A 22,590-nucleotide genomic window follows, 5' to 3' on the forward strand; every position below is an offset into this window, starting at 1 on the left:
GTTTATTTCGCAGCTATATTGATCACTGCTAACAAAATGTAAACACTACGTAGTTTTAAGGTTTTTGCCCGTTTTTTAGGGAGAAAGTCGCGAGCACCACTCGCTCCTACAAGAAGACGTTTCTTGAACCCAAAACTTACTCTTGCAACCTCCGCTTTTCTATAGTAAAATATCTAAAAAATCAGATAGAGGGTACATAATGAAACTTGGATTTGTGAGTGCAATTTTACCGGAACAGATGTTGACAGAAGTTGTTCAATTTGCCGCAGACACCGGCTTCGATTGTGTCGAACTGATGTGCTGGCCCAAAGGAAAAGCAGAACGGCGTTACGCCGGTGTCACGCACGTCGATGTAACAGATTTTTCCCAAGCGGAAGCAGATGAAATCCTGCAATGCGTTTCAGACGCGGGGGTAACCATCAGTGGCTTAGGCTACTACCCAAACCCACTGACACCCAACGAAACCGAAGCGGCTATCTACAGCGAACATCTCAAGAAACTGATTCTGGCGGCGGAAAAATTATCTTTGGACATTGTAAATACGTTCATCGGTAGGGATCAGACACGGACTATAGACGAGAATTGGGACCGTTTCAAACAGGTATGGAAGCCCTTAATCCAATTCGCCGCCGACCACGGCATCCGCATCGGCATTGAGAACTGTCCTATGTTTTTCACTGAAGATGAATGGCCCGCTGGACAAAATCTCGCCTACTGTCCCGCGGTTTGGGAACGGATGTTTGAGGAGATTCCGTCTCCGAACTTCGGACTCAACTTCGACCCGTCTCATTTTATCTGGCTTCAGATGGACTACCTGAAACCGCTTGTTACTTTCGCTGATCGGATTTTCCATGTGCATGCCAAAGATGTCCGGTTAGACAGAGCAAAACTCGATGAGGTTGGCATCCTCGCAACGCCTTTGTCGTATCACACGCCAAAACTGCCGGGGCTTGGCGATGTGGATTGGGGGAGCTTCTTCTCGGTTTTGAGTGACACCGGTTATGATGGCGCGGTCTGTGTTGAGGTAGAGGATCGCGCTTATGAGGAGACTTTGGAGATGCGACAACGCTCCTTACAGCAGAGCCATATCTTCTTGAGGCAGTTCACTGGATGATCTAATGAGCAGTTACGACTGGTTGGACCCAGAATTTGCCATAATAGAACAAGCAGGGCTACGCCGCTACCTCCGTACGGTCATGAGCGCGCCAACGGGAACGATTAATCTCGATGGACGCGATGTCGTACTGCTGGGCTCAAATAACTATCTGGGGTTAAGCATGCATCCAGAGGTAGTCGCCGCTGCCGTTGAGGCGACGCAAATTTTTGGCACAGGTGCAAGCGGTTCTCGCTTGATTTCAGGAAACAGTGAGCTCTATACAACTCTGGAATCCAACCTCGCGAAGACGAAAGGGACTGAAGCCGCACTCGTTTTCAGTTCCGGTTATGCTGCGAATACAAGCGTCGTTCCTCTGCTTGCCGGGGAAGGCGATCTCATTCTAAGCGATGCCCTTAATCATGCCAGTATCATAGACGGATGCCGTCTCAGTCGCGCCACCAAAAAAATTTATCAACACTGCGACGTAGAACATCTCAAAACCTTGTTATCGGAATCCACTGCGTTTCGGCGTAAACTCATCGTGACGGACAGCGTTTTCAGTATGGACGGCGATATCGCACCTCTCCCGGATATTTACGAAGTTGCCACGAAATACGACGCGATGCTACTGGTAGATGACGCACACGGATTTGGTGTATTAGGGAAGGACGGCAGCGGTATTATTTCACATTTCGGTCTCGATGGGAAAGAGATTATCCAAATGGGCACACTTAGCAAGGCAGTTGGGGCACTCGGTGGGTATATCGCGGGGAGTCGGACGCTGATTGAGTTGCTCATTAATCGCGCCCGCGGATTTATCTTTACAACCGGATTACCTCCAGCGACGTTAGCAGCGGCAAACACTGCGCTCGATGTCATCCGATCTTCACCTGAACTCCGAGAAAACCTCTTCTCACACGCGAAACGCTTCAAAACAGCACTGATCAATCTAGGCTATACCTTACTACCGAGCGAAACGCAGATTCTCCCCGTGGTATTAGGGAGTCCACAACGGGCAACACGTGTTGCAGAAGCATTACTCACGGAAGGTGTATTCGCACCAGCAATCCGTCCACCGGCTGTGCCAACTGGAACAAGTCGTTTAAGGCTTACCCTTATGGCAACACATACGGATGCAGAGATTGAGCAGGCGATTGAGGCGTTTGCTACGTGCGGTAAAATTTAAAAGTGAACTAAAGTCACTTCCGACCAGACGCAACTTTCTAACTTTAGGCACTTTGAACTGGCAAAATCTACTATCAGCTAACCGCTAATTGTCAATTTGCCACTTACGGTTTCTTGCGATTTTTGTCTGTTCATGCTAAACTATGGCAAATCCTATTACAAAGAGAGACGTATCAGAAATGAGCACAAAAGCACATATCATCGACTTTGAGAAGCAGACCCCCATCGACCGCGGAACCGGTGTGAAAACGGTGCCTTTAGCGGGTAAATGGATCGATTCTACCTCACTTACTAACGGTGTAACGGCATTTGATCCCGGCGCGGCGATTGCGCGGCACTACCATAATTGCGATGAGTCCGTTACGATTCTCGAAGGTGAAGCGACCTGTGAAGTGGATGGCGATGTTTTTACCATGAAAGCCTTTGATACAACCTTCGTCCCAGCGGGCATTCCACACCGATTTTGGAATGACAGCAACGCGCCGATGAAAATCTTATGGACGTACGCTTCCGTCAACGTAACCCGCACATTTACAGAGACGGGTGAAACGGTAGCACACCTATCATCGGGCGATCAGGCAGTTGTCACCTAACGACGACTGAGGAGACCGAAAATGTCCCTCCAAACTTATATTAAGGACAATCAAGCTGCGCTCTGTGCGCTGCTACAAGAACTCGTCAGGATCCCGACCGTCAACCCACCCGGCGAAAATTATGCTGAGATTGTTGGGCTACTTGCGGCAAAGTGTCAAGCATTGGGAATGGATACACAGATTGCTGAGGTCCCAACGGAGCGTGCAGCACAAGTTATCTCAAACGCAGCGACGCACCCGCGGCTAAACCTCATTGCCCGTTGGGATGTCGGTGCAGAAAAGACGGTGCATTTCAACGCCCACTACGACGTGGTGCCGGTTGCAGGGGACTGGCGTTTCGATAATCCATTCAGTGGAGAGATCGATGGCGAATGGCTCTATGGGCGTGGTGCTGATGACATGAAAGATGCCATTGCTGCGCTCCTTTTTGCAATTGCGGCACTCCAAGAAACCGGCATCAAACCGAATTTTAATATCGAATGCTCTTTCACATGCGATGAAGAGACTGGCGGACAGTTGGGAGCAGGATACATTGTTGAGGAAGGGCTGGTTCATGCGGACTACGTTGTCAACTGCGAAGGCGGTTCGGAGATGAACATCGGCAACGGACACAACGGCGTACTCTGGTTAGAAATTGATGTTGAGGGCAAGGCAGCGCACGGTGCACAACCCGATAAAGGGATAAACGCCTTCGAGAAGACCGCCGAACTCGTGACGGCGTTGCAACGGGTCAAACGGAACTTGAAATCGCCGGAACGCGCATTTAAACTCCCTGACGGCAACGATCGTTATCCCACCTTGAACATCGGTGGCACATTCCGCGGTACGGATGGCGATAAAGTTAACACCGTCCCGGCGCGCGTCACGTTCTCAATCGACCGGCGCATCACACCGAATGAAGAGCTTGAATTCGTCGAACTCGAACTGCGAGAAGCGATTTCTGGCGCATGCCAATACTACCCCGACTTGAAAGCAGAGGCGCGTGCTATCTTGCGAATTGAGCCGTGTTTGACAGATACGGCTTCACCGGTAGCACAAGCGTTCGCCGATGCGGTGCGGACTGTCCGTTTCAATCAACCACGATTTAGAAACACTACGGGATTCACAGACTTACACTATTTCGTCAATACGGGGTTATCGGGAGTTGGCTACGGTCCGAGTGGTGAAGGTGGGCATGCTATCAATGAGCGTGTGAACATCCCGGATTTGGTCAGGACTTCTGCCATCTATGCAACCTTTATGACGCGAGCGGAACTGTAACGCAAAATCCAACCAAAAACCCATCGGTTTTAAGTTGATATCCCCGCCTTGGACATGTTACTATTTTCATATCACATCCGCGGAAACACGTAGTTTGGAGGGCACAGCATGCCATGATTATTAACCGACTTATTGCAAAAAACTGGCGGAACTTTCAACAGATTAATGTTCCGCTCAGGGAACGTCAGTTTATCGTGGGTCCAAATGCTTCAGGTAAATCCAACCTATTGGACATTTTCCGCTTTCTTCGCGATATTGTTAAAGTGGAGGGTGGGGGATTCCAGAAAGCCGTCAAGGATCGGGGTGGAGTTTCAAAAATCCGGTGTTTGTCCGCGAGACAAGACTCACAGGTTGCTATCGAAATTTATATCGCAGACACGCCAGATGCCTCCGCTACCTGGCGATATAGTGTAGGCTTTTGTCAAGCAGATTACGGAGACTGCCAAAGCTACCTCACACATGAACGCGTTTGGAAAGAGGAGCAACTCCTTCTTGATAGACCCGATGCGGACGACAAGGAAGACCCAGAGCGCCTTATCCAAACTGCCCTTGAACAGAATGCTGCAAACGCGAAGTTTCGAGAGATTGGACGATTTCTTCGCAATGTTACCTATCACCATCTGGTTCCGCAACTCATCCGCTTTGCCGATGCGATTCGCGGCGAGGTTATTGAAGACGATCCGTTTGGTCAGGGATTTCTCGAACGAGTCGCGGGTGTGCATCCAAGTACGCGCCGTGCTCGCCTGAAAAGGATTGAACACACTCTCAAAATCGCTGTTCCGCAGTTTGAAAAATTAGAATTTATTCGTGACAACAAGGGTCGACCCCATTTACAGGCACATTATTCGCACTGGTGTTCAAAGGAAGAAGGGCATCACGAAGACCAATTTTCGGATGGAGTCCTTCGACTTATCGGACTCTTATGGTCTCTTCTTGAAAGCGATTCAATAATACTATTAGAAGAGCCGGAGCTCTCTTTAAACATGGGTATTGTCTCTAAACTCGCTCCTTCTATTTCTCGTCTACAAAGAAGTCGGGGATCTCAGGTGCTGGTTAGTACACAAAGCGATACGCTTCTCATAGAACCCGGTATTGATGGTAGGGAAGTGCTTTTACTAACACCTACACAGGCAGGGACATCGATCAAAGTTTCGTCTGATATAGATGACATCCGTATCCTCCTTAAGAATGGATTTACTGTAGGTGAAGTGGTGCTTCCACAAACCCATCCGAAGCATATTGGAGGGTTGGTTTTACCAGAATGAGCATAACCAACGTAATTCTGGCGGTTGAGGATGAACTCAGTGAATCAATTTCAAGGCAAATTCTCAGGCATTTTAACTTTGAAATCCAGCACACAATTCGAGGTAAGGGCAATGTTTTTCTTCGACAAAAAGCACCCGAACTCAATAGATCTGCTAATCGGACATCTATTTTTCTTTTGACAGATTTAGATACACCTCGGGATTGTCCACTAGGACTTATCCGCTCATGGATTAAAGGTCCTATCAATCCAACGTTTTTCTTTCGTGTCGCCGTTATGGAGGTCGAGCCTTGGGTGATGGCGGATCGGATGGGATTTGCAGCCTTCCTATCCATTCCGTTACATCGAATCCCATCGCCAACAGACGATATCCTGAACCCCAAAGAGTTCCTGTTGTCACTTGCCCGAAGAAGTAAAAAGAAATCTGTCCGTGAAGCGTTGCTACCAGCGCAAGGTTCAACACTTAGCGTGGGAAATGAATATAACACACTTTTGAGCGAATTCGTCCAAGAACATTGGAATATAGAACGCGCTGCTGCCGTATCACCAAGCCTAAAACGCACTTTAGACCGTCTCAGCCGAGAAACGAGGATAGGTAGCAATCGGTGAGTAAAAGATTCCAACGCTACATTGAAAATTTCACCTGTGCACACTGCGGCACTGCTGTGAAAGGAGATGGGTACACCAATCATTGTCCAGAATGCCTCTGGAGCCGACATGTTGATGTCAATCCGGGGGACCGTGCTGCAGCCTGTCGCGGCATGATGGAACCGATTGGGCTCACTATAAAACATGGCGATTATATCCTTACCCACCGCTGCATAACATGCGGCATAAAAAAAAACAACAAAACCTCAAAAAGAGACAACTTCGAGGCTATCCTCAGTCTACAAGGAGAATTAAATGTCTAAAAAAGGAATCCTCGCAATCGTAGCCATCTGTGTTGCCGTTATCGCAGTCATTGTCTTAGCGGCGTTGTTATATTCAAATTCTAATAGATTCAAACAGACACAGGCTGAATTGGCTACGACTAAAGCGACTTTGCAGACGACCGAAACGGCAAAAGCGGATCTGGAGAGAACACTAACCGAAACTCAAGCCTCGTTGGCGGAAACGCGCTCAGAACTCAGCCAAACGCAGGAGATACTACAAAACGCAAGTGAAGCTGCTCGGAAAATCGCCGCCGAACGGAACGCCCTTCAACAAGACAAAAATGCTCTCGAAGAAGAAAAAGAGAACCTCCGCGCAAAATTGACCGAGATTGAATCGGAACTACAGCGCATTCGCGTGCAATCGCAACGTTCAATTACTGCTATCCAAGAGAGATTTAAAGATACCGTGGGCGCAGTCTTAGACGACGCAGGACGGTTGAAACTCGATGTAAAGGGAAAAATTCTCTTTGAAACAGGGAGTGCGATTTTGAGCACAGAGGGAAAAACGCTTCTTGACGCGATTGCTAAGGAAGTTCTGCTAAATACAGATTACGCGGATTATGCGGTGCGCATTGAGGGCCACACGGATAACGCACCTATCGGTGGTTCCGAGATACGAAATTGGGACCTCTCAACTGAACGCGCGATCGCTGCCGTGAAATACTTGCAGGTACACGCCGGTATCAAGGCGCAACGCTTAGCAGGAACAGGATACGCCTTCTATCAACCGATAGATACCGCCGATACCCCCGAAGCCAAAGCGAAAAACCGGAGAATCGAAATTATTCTCGTTCCACCGCAAGACTTTTTATCCGAACTCCTGACATCGCTCCAGAAAGTGATGGTATCTATTGAAAAGCGGGAAGCCGAGTAGTTTTATTTTCCTGTTTTTAGCGCAGCTTGCAAGCGAAAACTTGCTATTCAGAAGCCTTTGCGGCAGCGCGCTTTGCCTCAGCTGCGAGCTCGGCGACGCGCTGGATTGACCGTCTCATCTCATCAATCTGTTCGTGGAGATGTTTATTTGTCCACGACACCGAAGCAAGATAGCGTAATTCATCTGGATTGTTGAGTGTCTCGGCACCGAGCGCAACTTGAAGTCCGCTTGAAGCGACATAGCATACGCCTGCGTTCACACCGGTTACGTCAAACGCTAAACGCAGCGTGATGTCGCCACGCGCAAAAGCGGGTTGAAATTCCTTGCTCAGACCAACAAACAGCCCCACAGGTGCACCTTCAAATGCATATCGCTGTCCGCCGACACCGATATGCCCGGAAAATTGGTGGATCCGCGGTAGATTCAACGTTTTACTGACAGCCAAAAACGGAGACAGCCCCTGAATCGGTGGATCAGAGACTGGGGACGTGCTGAAAATACCTTCCCCCTGATATTCAATACCCATTGCGATACTCGGAACTGCACCAACTTCTTGCTCTTTTAAGAGCTGCAGCTTTAAGCTCGCGGCCTGCGTCGTAAAACTTTCGTTCCCATACCTTTCATATCCATTCAACACATTCCCCAACCCTACTTCAACCCTATCGAACAGTCCGAAGTTAAGGTAGAAGGCACTTGCAACCACCAACTCTTCATGGCTTACGAGGTTCGCAAACAATAAAGTATTATCACTGGGGAATTGTGTCTCATCTATACGGGCGACAAGATAAGTACCTACCGTAAATATACCGTGTTCCAGCACCGTTCCGGTCGGGATATTCACTAATCGACTCTCTAACTTCGTAAAATGTTGACCTTTCGCAGAACCAGACACCGTTAGGCATGTAAAAACGAGCAGCAAAAGCAAAACCCAGTGTCTACGCATTGCGTCCCTCCAGATATCGGATACCGGAAGGCGTACCGATGATAACTTTGTCTGCACGATTGACAAAAATCCCGTTTTCTACGACACCGGGAATGTTATTCAGCTGCAACTCAACCTGATCTGGTTCTGGAATGCCATCAAAATGACAATCGAGTATATAGTTGCCGTTGTCAGTAATGAGGGGTTGGTCTCTATCGTGTGCGAGTGCGAGGCGCAGCGTTGAACTTCCACAAATCCGGTTAACCTCTGCTTGGGTCGCCTCCCACCCGAATCGCACAATTTCTACCGGCAGTGGAAAGGTAGTACCAAGGATGCGCGACACCTTGCTCTCATCAACAACAATCAATATTTTTTTAGACGCATTTGCGATAATCTTCTCTCTGACGAGCGCGGCACCACCGCCTTTGATGAGGTTAAGGTAGGCATCAACTTCGTCAGCACCATCAATCGTTAGATCAATGGTAGGATGGGCAGCAAGCGTTGTGAGTGGGATTTGTTGTGCGACTGCGATTCTTTCGGTGCCATCGGAGGTTGGGATACCGACGATATCAAGCCCTTCTCGAACCATATTCCCAAGTTTCAAGAGGGCGTAATAGACAGTGGACCCCGTCCCTAACCCGACAACCATGCCAGATTTGACGCTTTCTGTCGCTTTTTCCGCAGCAATCTTTTTTTGGTCTTCAGTATTCATGATGCCTATAAGTTTAGCAGAAATTCGGCTTAAAATCAAGTTTTCGTAAATTGGCTGCAGGGCTATTTAGTTTTAAGGTTTTTGTCTGATTTTCACGAGAAGTCGGGATTCGGAAATCCCTCCTACCGCGGATCTGCGAAAACGGAATCTCTAAAATTTCGGAAAACTGAATGACCCTGAATTGGCTGATGGTTATTGGCTAACCGCTAAACCGCTATTCTCTATTCGCCATTTGACTTATTTCAAAGATTATGTTAAAATAACCGCCATGAGGAACAATATTCGCCACAGCAAACTGGTAGTAGGGCAATTGGTCGCTGAACCTGGTACTCGGACGGAAGGGCATCTGAGAGTCGGAAGCATGCCAGATGGAACGGCGGTTCGACTGCCGGTTATCCTAATCAATGGGAGGTACCCCGGCAAAACGCTCTACATTCAAGCCATTAGCGATGGAGACGAACTCAACGGCATCGCTGTTATTCACAAAGTCCTCCAGAACATAGCACCCGAACAGCTGCGTGGTAAGATTATCGCTGTGCCCCTTGTTAACGTCCACGCCTTTCATACCAAGCAGGCACTGAGTCCCGTGGATAACCGAAAGATGAACCGGTGTTTCCCGGGCAGGCGTGACGGGACCTCCAGTGAACGGATCGCCTATCACCTCTTTCGGCGTGCCATCCAGCAGGCAGATTACTGCCTCGATCTACACCAAGGCGGCGTACACCCGATGATTGATGAAGTCCGCGTCCGCGTCGACGAAAAACATACACTCCACGGTGCATGTCTCGAACTTGCACGCGTCTTCGGTATCGGGCATATCCTCAGTCAGAAGGGACCGAAAGGGCAACTTGCACAGGCTGCCCCGGAGGTCGGCATTCCGACGATCGACCCAGAATTAGGCGGGACGCACGGCTGGGATGCGGCAAGCATCGAAAAAGGGGTGCGCGGCGTGCTTAACGTTTTGCAATACTACCACTTCATTGATGGAACACCGGAGGTCCCTGAACGGCAAATTGTCGTCAAACAATTCGTACCCATCCTGAGCAACGAAGGTGGATTTGTCTATTACAAGGTGGATTTGTATGACAAGGTAACGGCGTATCAACCGATTGCTGACATCCGAGATGTATTTGGAAATGTGCGGGAATCCATCCGATCACCCGTAGAAGGTATTTTTTGGGCGAAACCGGTCTATCCGATGGTAGCCAGCGGCGGCATCATTGGTAAAATCGGGACACCGATTGGGTATCTATAGCGGACCGCAAATAGCGATTAGCGAACAGCAAATAGCGATTAGCGAATTTATGAGGAGATATAGGATTGCACGAACAGAATCGCAAAGCCTTTAGTGAAAAAATGGGACGTGGTGGAGTCGCAATCTTTGCGAGTCGATCCCCCGCAATATGGAATCACGACACGGAATATGTGTACCGTCCGGACCCGAATTTTTATTATCTTACAGGGTTTGAAGAACCAGAGTCGATTTGTGTGATCGCACCCGATCACCCGAAACACCAATATATTCTATTCGTCCGACCAAAGGATAAACAGGCAGAAATTTGGAATGGTAAGCGCGTTGGGGTTAAGGACGCACGTAAACGCTACGGTGCAGATAAAGCCTATTCGATAGAGAAATTCGGTGAGAAAATTGGCAGGTACTTAGAGGGAGCCGAACGGCTTTATTACACGCTCGGTTCCAATGAAAGTGTTGACAGCGAAATTCTCTCTCTCTTTACGGGATCTGTCAGGTCGCGCATCCGCTCTGGTAAAGGACTTGATACCTTAGTCGATCCGAGCCCTATTCTCAGCGAACTGCGGTTAATCAAAAATGAAACCGAACTGGAGCGTATCCAGATGGCAACAGAAATTACAGTTGCCGGACATGTCGCCGCAATGAAGGCGGTTCAACCGGGGATGTATGAATACGACCTGGAAGCCCTCGTTGAATCTACGTTCCGCATGAACGGCGCGAAAGGTCCAGCTTTCCCTACTATCGTTGCGAGTGGTGGTAACGCCACGACGCTCCACTACACAACGAATGACTGCCGAATTGAAGATGACACACTCGTTCTCATTGACGCGGGGGCGGAATACGGTCAGTATTCTGGCGACGTGACCCGCACCTTTCCGGCAAATGGCACCTTCACTGAGGCGCAAAAAGAAATTTATCAACTCGTCCTTGATGCACACCACGCCATTATTGATTCTATCCGTCCGGGTGTCCCTATTAACGAACCGCACGAGCAATCAATTGAGTTGCTAACAGAAGCTATGCTCAGCCTCGGTCTTCTTAAGGGGAAAACGAAGAAACTGATAAAAAAAGAAAAATATCGGCAGTTCTATATGTACAGAATCGGACACATGCTCGGTTTAGATGTGCATGATGTCAATTGCGTCCACGACGCAGAAGGCGAGTTTAAAACCTTCCAACCGGGAATGGTGATGACAATTGAACCGGGTCTTTATGTCGCTGACGGGACAAAAAATGTTCCGCGAGAGTATCTCGGCATCGGTGTCCGCATAGAGGACGATATTCTTATCACCGAAACGGGTTGTGAAGTGCTGACGGATGGGGTTCCGAAAGAAATTGATGAGGTCGAAGCACTGGTACGTGGTTAAAATAACTATAACAAATTAAGAATGGAGGAAACAGATGCCGAAACACGGAATTCCAAAGGAAAGAAAAATGAGAGGCATGAACAAGTATCAGAAGAAAGCACATAGGCGCGGTGAAGATCGGTTACGCGGAGATGACGTAGAATACTATCTGTCCCTCGCCTATTCCCCCAATGCCGACGATCGTGTTGAGGCAATGGACAACCTCTGTCCCTGTCACGTTCGGAAAAGCATTGACAAAGTTTGGGTCGCACTCTACAAAGGCTTGGTCGATCCAGACCTGCGCGTCCGAAAAGCGGCGTGGCACACGCTCGATGACGGTGGAAATCCGAACGATCCGAGACTCCAACCGCTCCTTGAGAAAATCGCCAAAGAAGAAACCGATCTGAAACTCCGCCAACGCGCCCTCGACCTTATCGCCGCTACCCGAAAAGTCGAGGAACAGAAGCAGGCACTCTTGGCACAGAAAGCACACACCTTCCGTGGACGCTGCGACTGGTGCGGTGAATCAAACGTTCCGGTTAGCTACGACCACGAAACAGAGTTTGAGACAAATGGTTCCAAACGCTTCGCCTTAGTCTGTGAGGCGTGTGAATAAGACAAAAAACAGAAGCAGTCAGAATTAGAGATAGGTATTTATGGCAACCCATAATCAAATATTTGAGGGATATACTGATTTCATCGCGACGCGTGGGGTCAAAGAGTATCGAGAAACCATTCCAGTCTGGGTAAATACTGAGGACGTTGTGTTGGAAATCGGTTGCGAGTGGGGAACAACGACGACCTTAATTGCCCCGCATTGTAAGAAAATTATCGGGACCGACATTAGTCCGAAATGTATTGAACGGGCAAGGGAAACACATCCTGAACTTCATTTTGAAGTACTCGACGGTTTCGATGTCCGAGCAGCACTTGAACTCGACGAACCGTTTAGCAAAATTTACATCGACATTTCCGGTTTGTCAGGCTACAACTCGCTCCTCGACACAATCGCGCTTCTCACATCCTACGCCACGGTGTTGCGTCCGGAGGCAATTATTGTTAAAAGCGGTGCCTTAAAACGTTTTGCAGTGCACTGCAACGTGTGGCGTTCGCCCGATAATCACAAAAGAAAAAAAAAATAAAGAAAAATTAATTGAGATGCAACAAATAAGATAACATCTCAAAAAGTGAGTTTGACATGATACCTGATGATGTGTACGTACACAAAACAGTAGAAGGTGATGCCGAGGCATTCAACGAGCTCGTTAATCGACATCATTCAAAAATCTATGGGCTTGCATACCGGATGCTCGGTAATCGAGAAGATGCCGCCGACGCAACACAGGAAACGTTCTTAGAGGCATACAAATCCATCAAAGCATTCCGCTTCCAATCGCAGTTCGGGACCTGGTTGTATCGAATCGGTATCAACACATGTCAGCAGCATATCCGTAAGTCCCAATCGCACGATCATAAGGTTACGGCTTACACGAGAGAGGCTGAGATTAACGGTATCGCTTCCGACGAGGATTCGCCTGAGCGGGCGACCCTTAAAGACGAACAGAACGAGATGGTTCAAAGTGCTATTAATTGGTTGCCGCCGAAGCAGCGTGAAGTCGTCACATTGTATTATATGCAACACCTGAAATATCGGGAAATCGCCGAAGTTTTAAATTGTTCAGAAGGCACCGTTGCATCGCGACTGAATCAGGCATTGAAAAACCTCAAGCGAAAACTGAGCAAATATTATCTTTAGAAAGGAGATGTCTCCATGAATTGCGAACAGACGCTCAAGAATCTGCCGCACCTGGTCCAACAGGAAAATGTGGAAACGAGAGAGCAGATTTCTAACGGTATCTCTCGGCGCGCGCTTTTGGAGCATCTGCGAACCTGTCCAGAGTGTCAGATGGAGTATGAGGCGTTGTGGAATACCGCGAGTATATTAGAGAGCGTAGATGAACCAACGCCACCGCCGGAATTAGCCGGTAACATTCAGCAGCGGATACGACACCTCCATAAAAGGCAGCAAGTGGCACTCTTTGCGAACCCGTTGGTGTGGTGTCTTGACCGGTTGAAGTTAGACTTTTCACCGAGGTTTGTCAACACCACCGCTCTGCTTTTCTACATTATCGCCTCTTGCTTTTTCGTAAAACTCGCGTTTTTTACGAACCCACAGGAACCAGAATTCGGTCTGACTGCAATGGAAAAAACACGGCTCCAACAAGTTAGAATTTCACCGACCCCGTGGGGATCTATGAAAAACACGAAGCCGAAGGCTGAAAATAGGCACATACCGCAGCAGGCGGTCATCGCCGTTCAGCAGGGGCGCAACCATTTTTTCACAACGACGCGAGATGTCTCAGAAACATGGCGTACGAACACAGTAACAATCAGTCAACAGACGAACGAGCCACACGTCGCTAATTACCACCAAACCACGGCGAGTGAAAAACTCACTGTGTTTTGGAATCAAATTAAGACAGAATTATAGACCGGTAAGCGCGCTTACGCCGTCTTTGTAAGCGCGTCTACATCTTCTCTTGGACAGTTCTCAAAAATACCTCCCAAGCACTTTCCTGCTATTCGATCAACCCCTCAAAAAATTTAATAATCCCACCCGTAGACAAAAAAGATTGACACACAATCGTTTTTTGTGTACAATAGCCGAAAACTTGGAACAGTATCAAGGTAACCCACGAGAATGGCTTCAGCAGAAAAAACACCGAACAAAACACCGCTTCTCGAAATTTCAGGTTTAAAGACAATCTTCCCGACAGACGACGGTATTGTAAACGCCGTGAACGATGTTAGTTTCTCTATTGCGCGCGGCCAGACTGTCGGTGTCGTCGGCGAGAGCGGATGCGGGAAAAGTATTACTGGCCTCTCAATGCTTCAACTCGTACCATCACCCGGACGCATTGAAGCCGGTGAGATATTGTTTCATCGTAACGGCGGCGATGATCCCTTGGATATCGCACAAATGTCCCCGAAGAGCGAATTGATGCGCCAAATCCGTGGTAACGAAATCGCAATCATCTTCCAAGAACCGATGACCTCCCTGAATCCCGTCTATACCGTTGGCAACCAAATCGCTGAAGCAGTCATGTTACACGAACAGGTGGATAAAAAAACTGCCCGCGAACGCGCAATCGAGATGATTGCCCGCGTCGGTATACCTGCCCCTGCCCAACGTGTTGATGAATACCCACACCAACTGTCCGGGGGCATGCGCCAACGCATCATGATTGCGATGGCACTTTGCTGCTCACCTACGTTGCTCATTGCAGACGAACCAACAACCGCCCTTGATGTCACTATCCAAGCACAGGTACTCGGACTCATGCAAGAACTCCAAGCAGAAATGGGCATGGCAATCATGCTCATCACACACGACCTCGGCGTTATCGCTGATCTCGCCGATGAAGTCGTTGTGATGTACTCAGGGCGGGTCGTCGAACGAGGCACGGTTGATGACATCTTCTATAATCCGCTGCATCCGTACACACAAGGTTTGCTGAAATCTATACCCGTTCTCGGGAGAACATTACAGAAAACATTGCCGTCTATACCCGGAACAGTGCCACACCCGCTAACACTACCAAAAGGGTGTTCGTTTGGACCCCGGTGCCCAGAACGGATGCCGAAATGTGACGAGATGCCAGAACTCACTGGTGTCAACGGAAAAACGGAGAATAATGGTCACGCCGTCCGATGTTGGCTTCATACAGATTCAGAAGGTTAAGGTTTCCTAAAAATGACAAAACTGCTTGAGGTGAACGACCTCCGAAAATACTTCCCAATCCAGAAAGGTATCTTCCAACGCACCGTAGGCTATGTCAAAGCAGTTGACGGGATTAGTTTTGACGTGCAACGCGGCGAAACACTCGGACTCGTCGGTGAAAGTGGATGTGGAAAAACGACAGCCGGACGCTGCATACTCCGATTAATTCCGCCGACAAGTGGAAGTTTCATCTTCGGCGAGGAAGAAGTAGACTTGGCGAAGTTGTCGCATCAAGAACTCCGTCCCTTCCGAAGACGCATCCAGATGATCTTCCAAGACCCACACGCATCGTTGAATCCACGGATGACGGTCGGAGATATTGTCGGAGAGCCGATGCGCGTCAATCGCACTGAAACCGGGAGTGCGCTGCAAGACAAGATCGTTGAACTCCTTGAATCTGTAGGACTCAGATCACAGGATACACGCCGTTACCCACACGCTTTCAGCGGCGGACAGCGGCAGCGTATCGGCATTGCGCGGGCGTTAGCACTCCAACCTGAACTCATCGTCGCAGATGAGCCGGTCTCGGCACTCGATGTTTCGGTGCAAGCACAAATCCTGAACCTATTGGCGGAACTCCGAGAAAAGTTCCAACTCTCTTACATCTTCATCGCCCACGATCTAAGCGTTGTGGAACACATTAGCGACCGTGTTGCAGTCATGTATCTCGGCAAAATTGTGGAGATTAGCGATGCTGAAACCCTCTACCAATCACCGAAGCATCCTTATACAGAGGCGTTAATTTCTGCCGTCCCACTCCCGGATCCGAGTGCGCAGCGCAAACGTGAACATATTCGACTCGAAGGTGATGTCCCCGACCCATCTCAACCGCCGACTGGCTGCTATTTCCATCCACGGTGCCGGTACGCGACCGATATATGCAAAGAAGAAACCCCGGAACTCCGTCAGGTAAAAGCAGGCGTTCAGGTGGCATGCCACCACAGCGAGACATTGGAACTACAAGGAGTGTAGCGATGTCAGGACAAAAGATGTCTTCAGATGAACTGTCAGCGTGCAGAAAGCAACTCGAACAACTCTGGAAAAGCCGAATAGTAGATGAAGGGTTGCTTCATCGGGCATGGCAGACGGCATATCAAGTCGCTACGCTGCTTTACGAAGAGTTTAATGCGACGCAAGTCGTCGTCTTCGGTTCACTCACGGAACCCATGTCGTTCACAAAGGAGTCGGATATTGACATCGCTGTGTCGGGACTCTCTGATGGCGCGGACGATAAGGCGCGGAATGCAATATGGGACCTCAAATCGGGGTTCAAAATAGACATCATTAACTTCGACAGGTCGGAAGGGCTCTTTAGAGAACGCGTCAAACACCAAGCGATCCCTATCGAAAAGGGAGTACCACCGGTGTTGTGGCAGACGCTTTACGAACATCTGCAACGACAGGTTTTCCCCGAAAACCCTGGAGAGATTTACGAAATGAACCGAAAAAGACTGACGCAACGCATCAATGAGGAACTTACTGCAATAAATGAAACGCTCGCAAGAATCCACAGAGGATTGGACAGCATTGACGTGTTCCCTATTCAGGCACGGGAATTCATTGAAAACACAATCGCTACAGATCTCGGCGATGTCTATAGAGGTATAGAGAACATTTTTCTACGAATTGCCCGTGAGGTGGATACACACGTCCCAACAGGCGAGGAATGGCATAAAAATCTGCTTGCACAGATGACAGCACAGCGACCTGAACGCGTACCTGTGATTTCTCAAAATACATTTCTCCAATTAGAAAAACTTTTGAGTTTCCGACACGTCGTCAATAACATCTACGGTGAAAAACTAATTTACGAAAAAACAGAACCCCACGCGAAATCCATTGACGCACTTTTTGCAAACGTCTCTCAAGACTTAGGGACGTTCACCGATTCTCTCGTAAGACATGAGGAGGACGCTTGAGATGCTTAAGCCAACAGAAATGACTTCTGGGTTAGAAACCCCTCCTACAAGGTATTTGAATTTCATTACGTTCCTATTCATCTTGCCGATGCTTATCGTAGGATGTTCAGGCAGCCAGATAGAAGATACCTCCGACTTTCCGCGTGGGCTTGAGGCGAAAGAGGCACCGATGTGGGCAAAACAGGTTGCCGAGGGCAAACTTCCGTCACTTTCAGAACGACTCCCAGAGAACCCACTTGTCGCCAAGACGGATTTCGATGGGTATGAACGACCCGGTCCCTATGGTGGCACCTGGCACCGATTCCATACACACCCAGATTTAGGGACGTGGAAGATGACAGCAGGCTATGCCCCGCTCATCCGATGGAAATTTGATGCCTCTGGTCTGGAACCCGGGATTGCGGAATCTTGGGAGTTCAATGAAGACGGTAGTGTGTTGACTCTGCACCTCCGCAAAGGGGTTAAATGGTCAGACGGGCATCCGTATACGTCAGCCTCGTTCGCCTTCTGGTATGATCTCTGCCTTGACGATCGGTATAAATACAGTCCGCCGGTTTGGTGTAAGGTAAACGGCATCCCGATGGAAGTTGAGACCCCTGATGACCACACAATCGTGATGAAATTCGCAGGTCCTAACTGGCTTGTCCCGCTTTGGTTGGCTACAGGATTTTGGTGGTGCAATCAATACAATATTCCTCAGCACTACATGAAGCAGTTTCACCCAGATAACAACCCAGAATATAAGGATTTCATTCAATTCGAGAAGGAAGACATCCCGCACCAAAATCCCGAACGTCCAACGTTGTGGCCTTGGCGGGTGATAAAGTATGAAAAGGGGGGGTTCCGTGTTGAATTGGAACGCAATCCTTACTACTACGTCGTTGACACACTCGGCAGGCAACTTCCCTACATTGATAGCGTCAAGACCAGTTTAGTACCCGAACCCCAAGTCCGCGTCCTGAAAATCCTCGCTGGAGAGATTGACTGCCAATACCGTGGGATGGAACTCCGGGACCTCGCGCTCTATCTAAAGGGCCAGGAAAAGGGCGGCTATAAGGTACGTCGGTGGAAAAGTACGGCTGGGGCGCAACCCGCCATTTTGATTAACTGGACAGCACCCGATCCCGAATTAAGAAAACTCATCCGGGATCAACGGTTCCGAAAAGCACTCGCTTACGGCATTGATCGTGTGAAGTGTAACGAAATCGCATGGCGCGGCTTGCTGGAACCCCAAGCAGCAACCGTGAGTCAAGAGGGATGGCACTTCGCCGATGAAGACGGGCAAACCCTCTTTGAGGAATGGAAACGTGCCGATGCTGACTTTGATATTGACGCTGGAAACCGCCTCCTTGATGAAATGGGACTTACAGCACGGGACAAAGACGGTTATCGGCTACGTCCAGACGGTGAACGGATTGAGATACTTATGGATGTCCCAAGCTCTAACCTTAACAGTCAAGAAAACGACATTGGGCTAATTATTCAGGAGGGATGGGAGCAACTGGGTTTAAAAACGCTGCTCTATACACCGCCGGGTGCCGAATTGAGTCTGCGACGCACACTCGGAAAATTCACAATCAGTATGCACGGTGAAGCGGAGATGGACCTCTTCACTTATCCCGATTGGGTGTTTCCAACGCTCCCTAAGTACTGGCACCCGAAAGTCGGAAAATGGTACGAAACAGGTGGTGAAAAGGGTGAACCCCCCACAGGACCGCTAAAGAAACTGCTCGACTTATACGATGAAATTAAGCGGGAACCCGACGCAAAACAACGGCACCAATACGTCCGAGATGCCGTCAGGATTCATATTGATGAGGGACCGTTTCACCTCGGTTCCGCCGCACGCTCGCCATCGCTCTTAGTCGTGGCGAACCATTTTCACAACGTTCCAAACGACGGTATACTGGGTCCCTGGGCAATTGTCACCCCTGCAACCAGCTATCCCGAACAGTGTTGGATGGATAAGGAATAGCCGTCAGCGGTCAGCCGTCGGCAGTCAGTTAAGAGGTTATCTGTAACAATTCACAATCTCCGGGAATACCCCAAGCTAGGGTAAATTGTTAATCAACTGATTTTCACTGATCGCTGATTGCTGATAGCCGATAGCCAAAAAAGGAGATAGACCGATAATTACCTATATCATTCGCCGATGTTTGATCGCAATCCCGACGCTTTTGGCGATTTCTATCATCTCTTTTATCATCATTCAGCTCCCGCAAGGCGACTACCTCGACCGAGAAATTCAACGGTTAGAAGAGGAATTCGGCGATAGCAGCTCGCTGGCACAGGTAGAAGAGTTACGGGAACGCTATGGGTTGAACGACCCGCTCTGGAAACGTTACCTTATCTGGATAGGCGGCTTTGTCCGTGGGGACTTCGGTGAGTCGTTCGAGTATAAGCGAGAAGTCCACGAACTGATTTGGGATAGAATCGTCTTCACGCTGATTATCTCCATCGGGTCGCTGATCTTCACTTATGTTCTCGCTATACCACTCGGTGTCTATTCCGCAACGCATCAATACCAATGGTCAGACAATTTTCTGACCTTTCTTAGCTTCGTCGGGATGTCAATACCGGCGTTTCTCTTAGCACTATCGCTAATGGTGTTTGCGTTTGACATTTTCGGCATTCCGTTATTTGGACTCTTTTCAGCCTACTACGAAGGCGCGCCGTGGACGTGGGGAAAGTTGGGTGACCTGCTTACCCACCTCTGGATTCCTGTCATTGTTGTTGGGATTAACGGGACCGCCAGTTTGATGCGCATCATGCGGGGTAACCTACTTGACGTTTTGGGACAACCCTTCGTCCAAACCGCACGAGCGAAGGGACTTAAAGAGGTCGTGGTGGTGAGCAAGCATGCCGTGCGGATCGCAATTAATCCGCTCATTAGCATTTTAGGGATGAGTCTACCGGGTATTCTCTCCGGTTCAGCAATCGTCTCCATTGTGCTGGGTTTGCCGACGGTCGGTCCGATTCTCTTACGAAGTCTACTGAACGAGGACATCTACCTCGCAGGGACGCTCATTATGATGCTGAGCCTCCTGCTGGTCATCGGCAACCTACTTGCAGATATCGCCCTCGCCTGGGTAGATCCGAGGATACGTTATGAATGATTTTTTAATTTTTCCTTACGATTCGTTCAGATAGATTGATAATTTCACGTTCTGTTCCGTATATCTGCCCTCCATTACATTACGGGCTACACAGTTTGGATAAATATATGAAAGCTACAATTGAGACAGTAGAAGAGATTGAGGGTGCAGGCGATCTTCATACAGAAGGGGGTCAACTGAGCTACCGTCAGTTGATATGGCGACGCTTTCGCAAAAATCGGATGGGGATTATCGCGGGTGTGATCTTAATTGTTTTCTATCTCCTCGCCATCGGGGCAGACTTCTTCGCGCCGTATCATTACAGTGAAATCAACATGCGGCTCCGCCACGTCCCACCGCAACGCCTCCATTTTTCACTCCAAGATGGATTCTACGTCTATGCCCTAAAATCGGTGCGTAACCCAGAAAGTCTTGAATTAGAATTCACCAGAGATATGTCCCAAAAGGTCCCTGCTAAATTCTTCTTCAAGGATGCTGAGGGCAGAAGGCACCTGTTCAGTTCTGCCGGTCCCATGTTCCTGTTAGGCACCGATCGGATGGGACGTGACCTACTCTCGCGAATCATGTACGGGGCGCGTGTGTCAATGACGCTGGGTTTAGTCGGTGTCTTTTTGAGCATCATCCTCGGCTCTATCCTCGGCACTATCTCCGGCTACTACGGCGGTTGGATAGACAACCTGATCCAACGGATTATTGAAATCCTTTCGGCATTCCCGGACATCCCGCTATGGATGGCACTCGGTGCCGCACTACCCCCGGGCTGGTCAAGTATCCAAATTTACTTCGGGATTACGATTATCTTATCTATTATCCGATGGGGAGGATTGGCACGGCAGGTACGTGGAAAGGTCTTGGCATATCGGGAGAGCGATTTCGTGATGGCGGCGCGTGCTGCTGGTGCCGGACAATGGCACATTATCACGAAACATCTGCTGCCCGGATGCTACAGCCATATCATCGTCATTGCCACGCTCGCTATCCCGGGCATGATTTTGGGGGAAACTGCGCTTAGCTTCTTAGGCTTGGGCATCCGACCACCAATGACCAGTTGGGGCGTTCTGCTCGAAGAGGCACAACGTGTCACCGTTCTGCTTCACTATCCGTGGCTCATTTTTCCAGCCGTACCCGTCCTCGTCGTTGTTATCGCCTTTAACTTCTTAGGAGATGCCCTCCGCGACGCAGCGGATCCGTATTCAGATTGAAAGGAAACATAAATGTCAACACACACAGATCTTGGATTCTTCGCAACAGACGTCTCGTTCACAGACAAATCCGCAATCGTAACCGGCTCCAGCCGCGGTATCGGACGCGCAATCGCAATTGAACTCGCACGTCAAGGTGCTGATGTACTCATCAACTACAACCAAAACCGGGATGCCGCCGAATCTGTGCAACGTGAAGTGGAAGCACTGGGTAGAAAAGCCGTTATCATTCAAGCCGACATCAGCGACCTCAACGCACACGAGAGATTGCTCAATACCGCACACGATGCCTTCGGAAAAGTAGACATTCTCATCAACAACGCCGGTATCACTCGCATCGCTGACATCCTTGAGGAGACACCAGAACAGTTCGACTTTATTGTTAACACCAACCTTAAAGCGACCCATTTTCTGACGCAACGCTTCGCAAACTACATGATAGCCAATGAGATACGCGGGTGCATTATCTACACACTCTCAATTTCCGATACAATGGCATCCGACAATCGAACTGCCTACTGTATCTCAAAAGCAGGATTAGAGATGAGCATGCGCGCCTACGCCGGACGATTGGCGGCACATGGCATTAAAGTGAACGGTATTGCTGCGGGTGTAATTGATACCGATCTATCGCGCGTCCGCATCCCGGATTATGAGGAAGCGGCGGAGAAAGGTTACATTTTTATGGTCCGCGCCGGTGCGCCTGAAGATGTCGCACACGCGACTATTTCTGCGATGAAACTCTACGACACTGGCGTTGTCCTCCCCGCTGCTGGTGGTGTGATGACACCACTATTGAATCTCAGGTCTATGGCAGCATTAAATATGAATAAATCTTAAGCAAATATACCAACCTTTCGCTGACAACGCCAATATGCGTGCGATAAAACCCCTTAAATCCGAAACCCCCTAAATCCCCTTACCAGGAGACTTGCGCCCATACCGGACACCGCAGAAAACCCCTACATTACACATCGGTAAGGTTACTTCAATAATGGCATACTGAGATCAATTATTTAATTTTGTCGAAAATTAAATAGTCCTACCTGCCATTATTTTTTAATTTGCCCTAAAATAACTATACGCAATAAGTATTTTTGGACACACGAAAAGTGCCGTGGACCTTGATAAATAAA

At 49.0% G+C, this 22,590-nt stretch carries 23 protein-coding genes; 21 read left to right on the forward strand and 2 right to left on the reverse strand.

The window, feature by feature from the left end; genetic code table 11:
- Positions 1-199 precede the first annotated feature (199 nt).
- From OXN25_11345 to OXN25_11380, 8 genes are all read left to right on the forward strand, one after another.
- Positions 200-1,114: a sugar phosphate isomerase/epimerase gene (locus OXN25_11345; protein MDE0425456.1), complete on the forward strand. Its 915-nt coding sequence runs from the start codon at positions 200-202 to the stop codon at positions 1,112-1,114.
- 4 nt (positions 1,115-1,118) lie between these two features.
- Positions 1,119-2,282, forward strand: a complete 1,164-nt coding sequence (gene bioF / locus OXN25_11350; GenBank protein MDE0425457.1) for an 8-amino-7-oxononanoate synthase — start codon at positions 1,119-1,121, stop codon at positions 2,280-2,282.
- A gap of 178 nt (positions 2,283-2,460) precedes the next feature.
- Complete coding sequence (locus tag OXN25_11355) at positions 2,461-2,874, forward strand: cupin domain-containing protein (GenBank protein ID MDE0425458.1); 414 nt, start codon at positions 2,461-2,463, stop codon at positions 2,872-2,874.
- Between the two features lie 21 nt (positions 2,875-2,895).
- Positions 2,896-4,134, forward strand: coding sequence for an ArgE/DapE family deacylase (locus OXN25_11360; GenBank protein MDE0425459.1), 1,239 nt, complete (start codon positions 2,896-2,898; stop codon positions 4,132-4,134).
- A gap of 113 nt (positions 4,135-4,247) precedes the next feature.
- Positions 4,248-5,399 carry an AAA family ATPase gene (locus OXN25_11365; GenBank protein ID MDE0425460.1) on the forward strand — a complete coding sequence of 384 codons (1,152 nt, stop codon included), beginning with the start codon at positions 4,248-4,250 and terminating at the stop codon, positions 5,397-5,399.
- Positions 5,396-6,007 (forward strand): hypothetical protein, encoded by a 612-nt coding sequence (locus tag OXN25_11370; GenBank protein ID MDE0425461.1) that lies wholly within the window; start codon positions 5,396-5,398, stop codon positions 6,005-6,007. Before OXN25_11365 ends, OXN25_11370 begins: the two co-directional genes overlap by 4 nt.
- Positions 6,004-6,309 (forward strand): RNHCP domain-containing protein, encoded by a 306-nt coding sequence (locus tag OXN25_11375; GenBank protein MDE0425462.1) that lies wholly within the window; start codon positions 6,004-6,006, stop codon positions 6,307-6,309. Before OXN25_11370 ends, OXN25_11375 begins: the two co-directional genes overlap by 4 nt.
- The gene (locus OXN25_11380; protein ID MDE0425463.1) at positions 6,302-7,204 is read left to right on the forward strand and encodes an OmpA family protein; all 903 of its coding nucleotides are present in this window, start codon (positions 6,302-6,304) and stop codon (positions 7,202-7,204) included. The genes OXN25_11375 and OXN25_11380 overlap by 8 nt, the downstream gene beginning before the upstream one ends.
- A gap of 43 nt (positions 7,205-7,247) precedes the next feature.
- On the opposite strand, the gene OXN25_11385 is transcribed toward OXN25_11380, so the two are convergent.
- Together OXN25_11385 and rpiA are read right to left on the reverse strand one after the other, a co-directional pair.
- Positions 7,248-8,147: a hypothetical protein gene (locus tag OXN25_11385; protein ID MDE0425464.1), complete on the reverse strand. Its 900-nt coding sequence runs from the start codon at positions 8,145-8,147 to the stop codon at positions 7,248-7,250.
- Positions 8,140-8,838, reverse strand: coding sequence for a ribose-5-phosphate isomerase RpiA (gene rpiA / locus OXN25_11390; GenBank protein MDE0425465.1), 699 nt, complete (start codon positions 8,836-8,838; stop codon positions 8,140-8,142). The genes OXN25_11385 and rpiA overlap by 8 nt, the downstream gene beginning before the upstream one ends.
- A gap of 268 nt (positions 8,839-9,106) precedes the next feature.
- On the opposite strand from rpiA, the gene OXN25_11395 reads away from it, so the two are divergent.
- From OXN25_11395 to OXN25_11455, 13 genes are all read left to right on the forward strand, one after another.
- Positions 9,107-10,093: a succinylglutamate desuccinylase/aspartoacylase family protein gene (locus OXN25_11395; GenBank protein MDE0425466.1), complete on the forward strand. Its 987-nt coding sequence runs from the start codon at positions 9,107-9,109 to the stop codon at positions 10,091-10,093.
- A gap of 65 nt (positions 10,094-10,158) precedes the next feature.
- Positions 10,159-11,457 (forward strand): aminopeptidase P N-terminal domain-containing protein, encoded by a 1,299-nt coding sequence (locus OXN25_11400; protein ID MDE0425467.1) that lies wholly within the window; start codon positions 10,159-10,161, stop codon positions 11,455-11,457.
- 34 nt (positions 11,458-11,491) lie between these two features.
- Complete coding sequence (locus OXN25_11405; GenBank protein MDE0425468.1) at positions 11,492-12,052, forward strand: HEAT repeat domain-containing protein; 561 nt, start codon at positions 11,492-11,494, stop codon at positions 12,050-12,052.
- A gap of 40 nt (positions 12,053-12,092) precedes the next feature.
- On the forward strand, positions 12,093-12,578 hold the full coding sequence (locus OXN25_11410; protein MDE0425469.1) for a class I SAM-dependent methyltransferase: 486 nt from the start codon (positions 12,093-12,095) through the stop codon (positions 12,576-12,578).
- 56 nt (positions 12,579-12,634) lie between these two features.
- Complete coding sequence (locus OXN25_11415) at positions 12,635-13,192, forward strand: sigma-70 family RNA polymerase sigma factor (GenBank protein ID MDE0425470.1); 558 nt, start codon at positions 12,635-12,637, stop codon at positions 13,190-13,192.
- A 15-nt stretch (positions 13,193-13,207) separates the two neighbouring features.
- Complete coding sequence (locus tag OXN25_11420) at positions 13,208-13,927, forward strand: hypothetical protein (protein ID MDE0425471.1); 720 nt, start codon at positions 13,208-13,210, stop codon at positions 13,925-13,927.
- Positions 13,928-14,137: 210 nt separating this feature from the next.
- Complete coding sequence (locus OXN25_11425; GenBank protein MDE0425472.1) at positions 14,138-15,178, forward strand: ABC transporter ATP-binding protein; 1,041 nt, start codon at positions 14,138-14,140, stop codon at positions 15,176-15,178.
- Positions 15,179-15,190: 12 nt separating this feature from the next.
- Positions 15,191-16,189 (forward strand): dipeptide ABC transporter ATP-binding protein, encoded by a 999-nt coding sequence (locus tag OXN25_11430; protein MDE0425473.1) that lies wholly within the window; start codon positions 15,191-15,193, stop codon positions 16,187-16,189.
- Between the two features lie 2 nt (positions 16,190-16,191).
- Entirely contained in the window at positions 16,192-17,136 is a 945-nt protein-coding gene (locus tag OXN25_11435; protein ID MDE0425474.1) for a nucleotidyltransferase domain-containing protein, read from the forward strand.
- A gap of 1 nt (position 17,137) precedes the next feature.
- A complete protein-coding gene (locus OXN25_11440; protein MDE0425475.1) occupies positions 17,138-19,111 on the forward strand; it encodes an ABC transporter substrate-binding protein in 1,974 nt (657 codons plus the stop codon).
- 154 nt (positions 19,112-19,265) lie between these two features.
- A complete protein-coding gene (locus OXN25_11445; GenBank protein ID MDE0425476.1) occupies positions 19,266-20,252 on the forward strand; it encodes an ABC transporter permease in 987 nt (328 codons plus the stop codon).
- 107 nt (positions 20,253-20,359) lie between these two features.
- Positions 20,360-21,454 carry an ABC transporter permease gene (locus tag OXN25_11450; GenBank protein ID MDE0425477.1) on the forward strand — a complete coding sequence of 365 codons (1,095 nt, stop codon included), beginning with the start codon at positions 20,360-20,362 and terminating at the stop codon, positions 21,452-21,454.
- A gap of 12 nt (positions 21,455-21,466) precedes the next feature.
- Complete coding sequence (locus OXN25_11455) at positions 21,467-22,294, forward strand: SDR family NAD(P)-dependent oxidoreductase (protein MDE0425478.1); 828 nt, start codon at positions 21,467-21,469, stop codon at positions 22,292-22,294.
- Positions 22,295-22,590 lie beyond the last annotated feature (296 nt).

It is taken from the genome of Candidatus Poribacteria bacterium (genome assembly GCA_028820845.1).
Classification (GTDB): domain Bacteria; phylum Poribacteria; class WGA-4E; order WGA-4E; family WGA-3G; genus WGA-3G.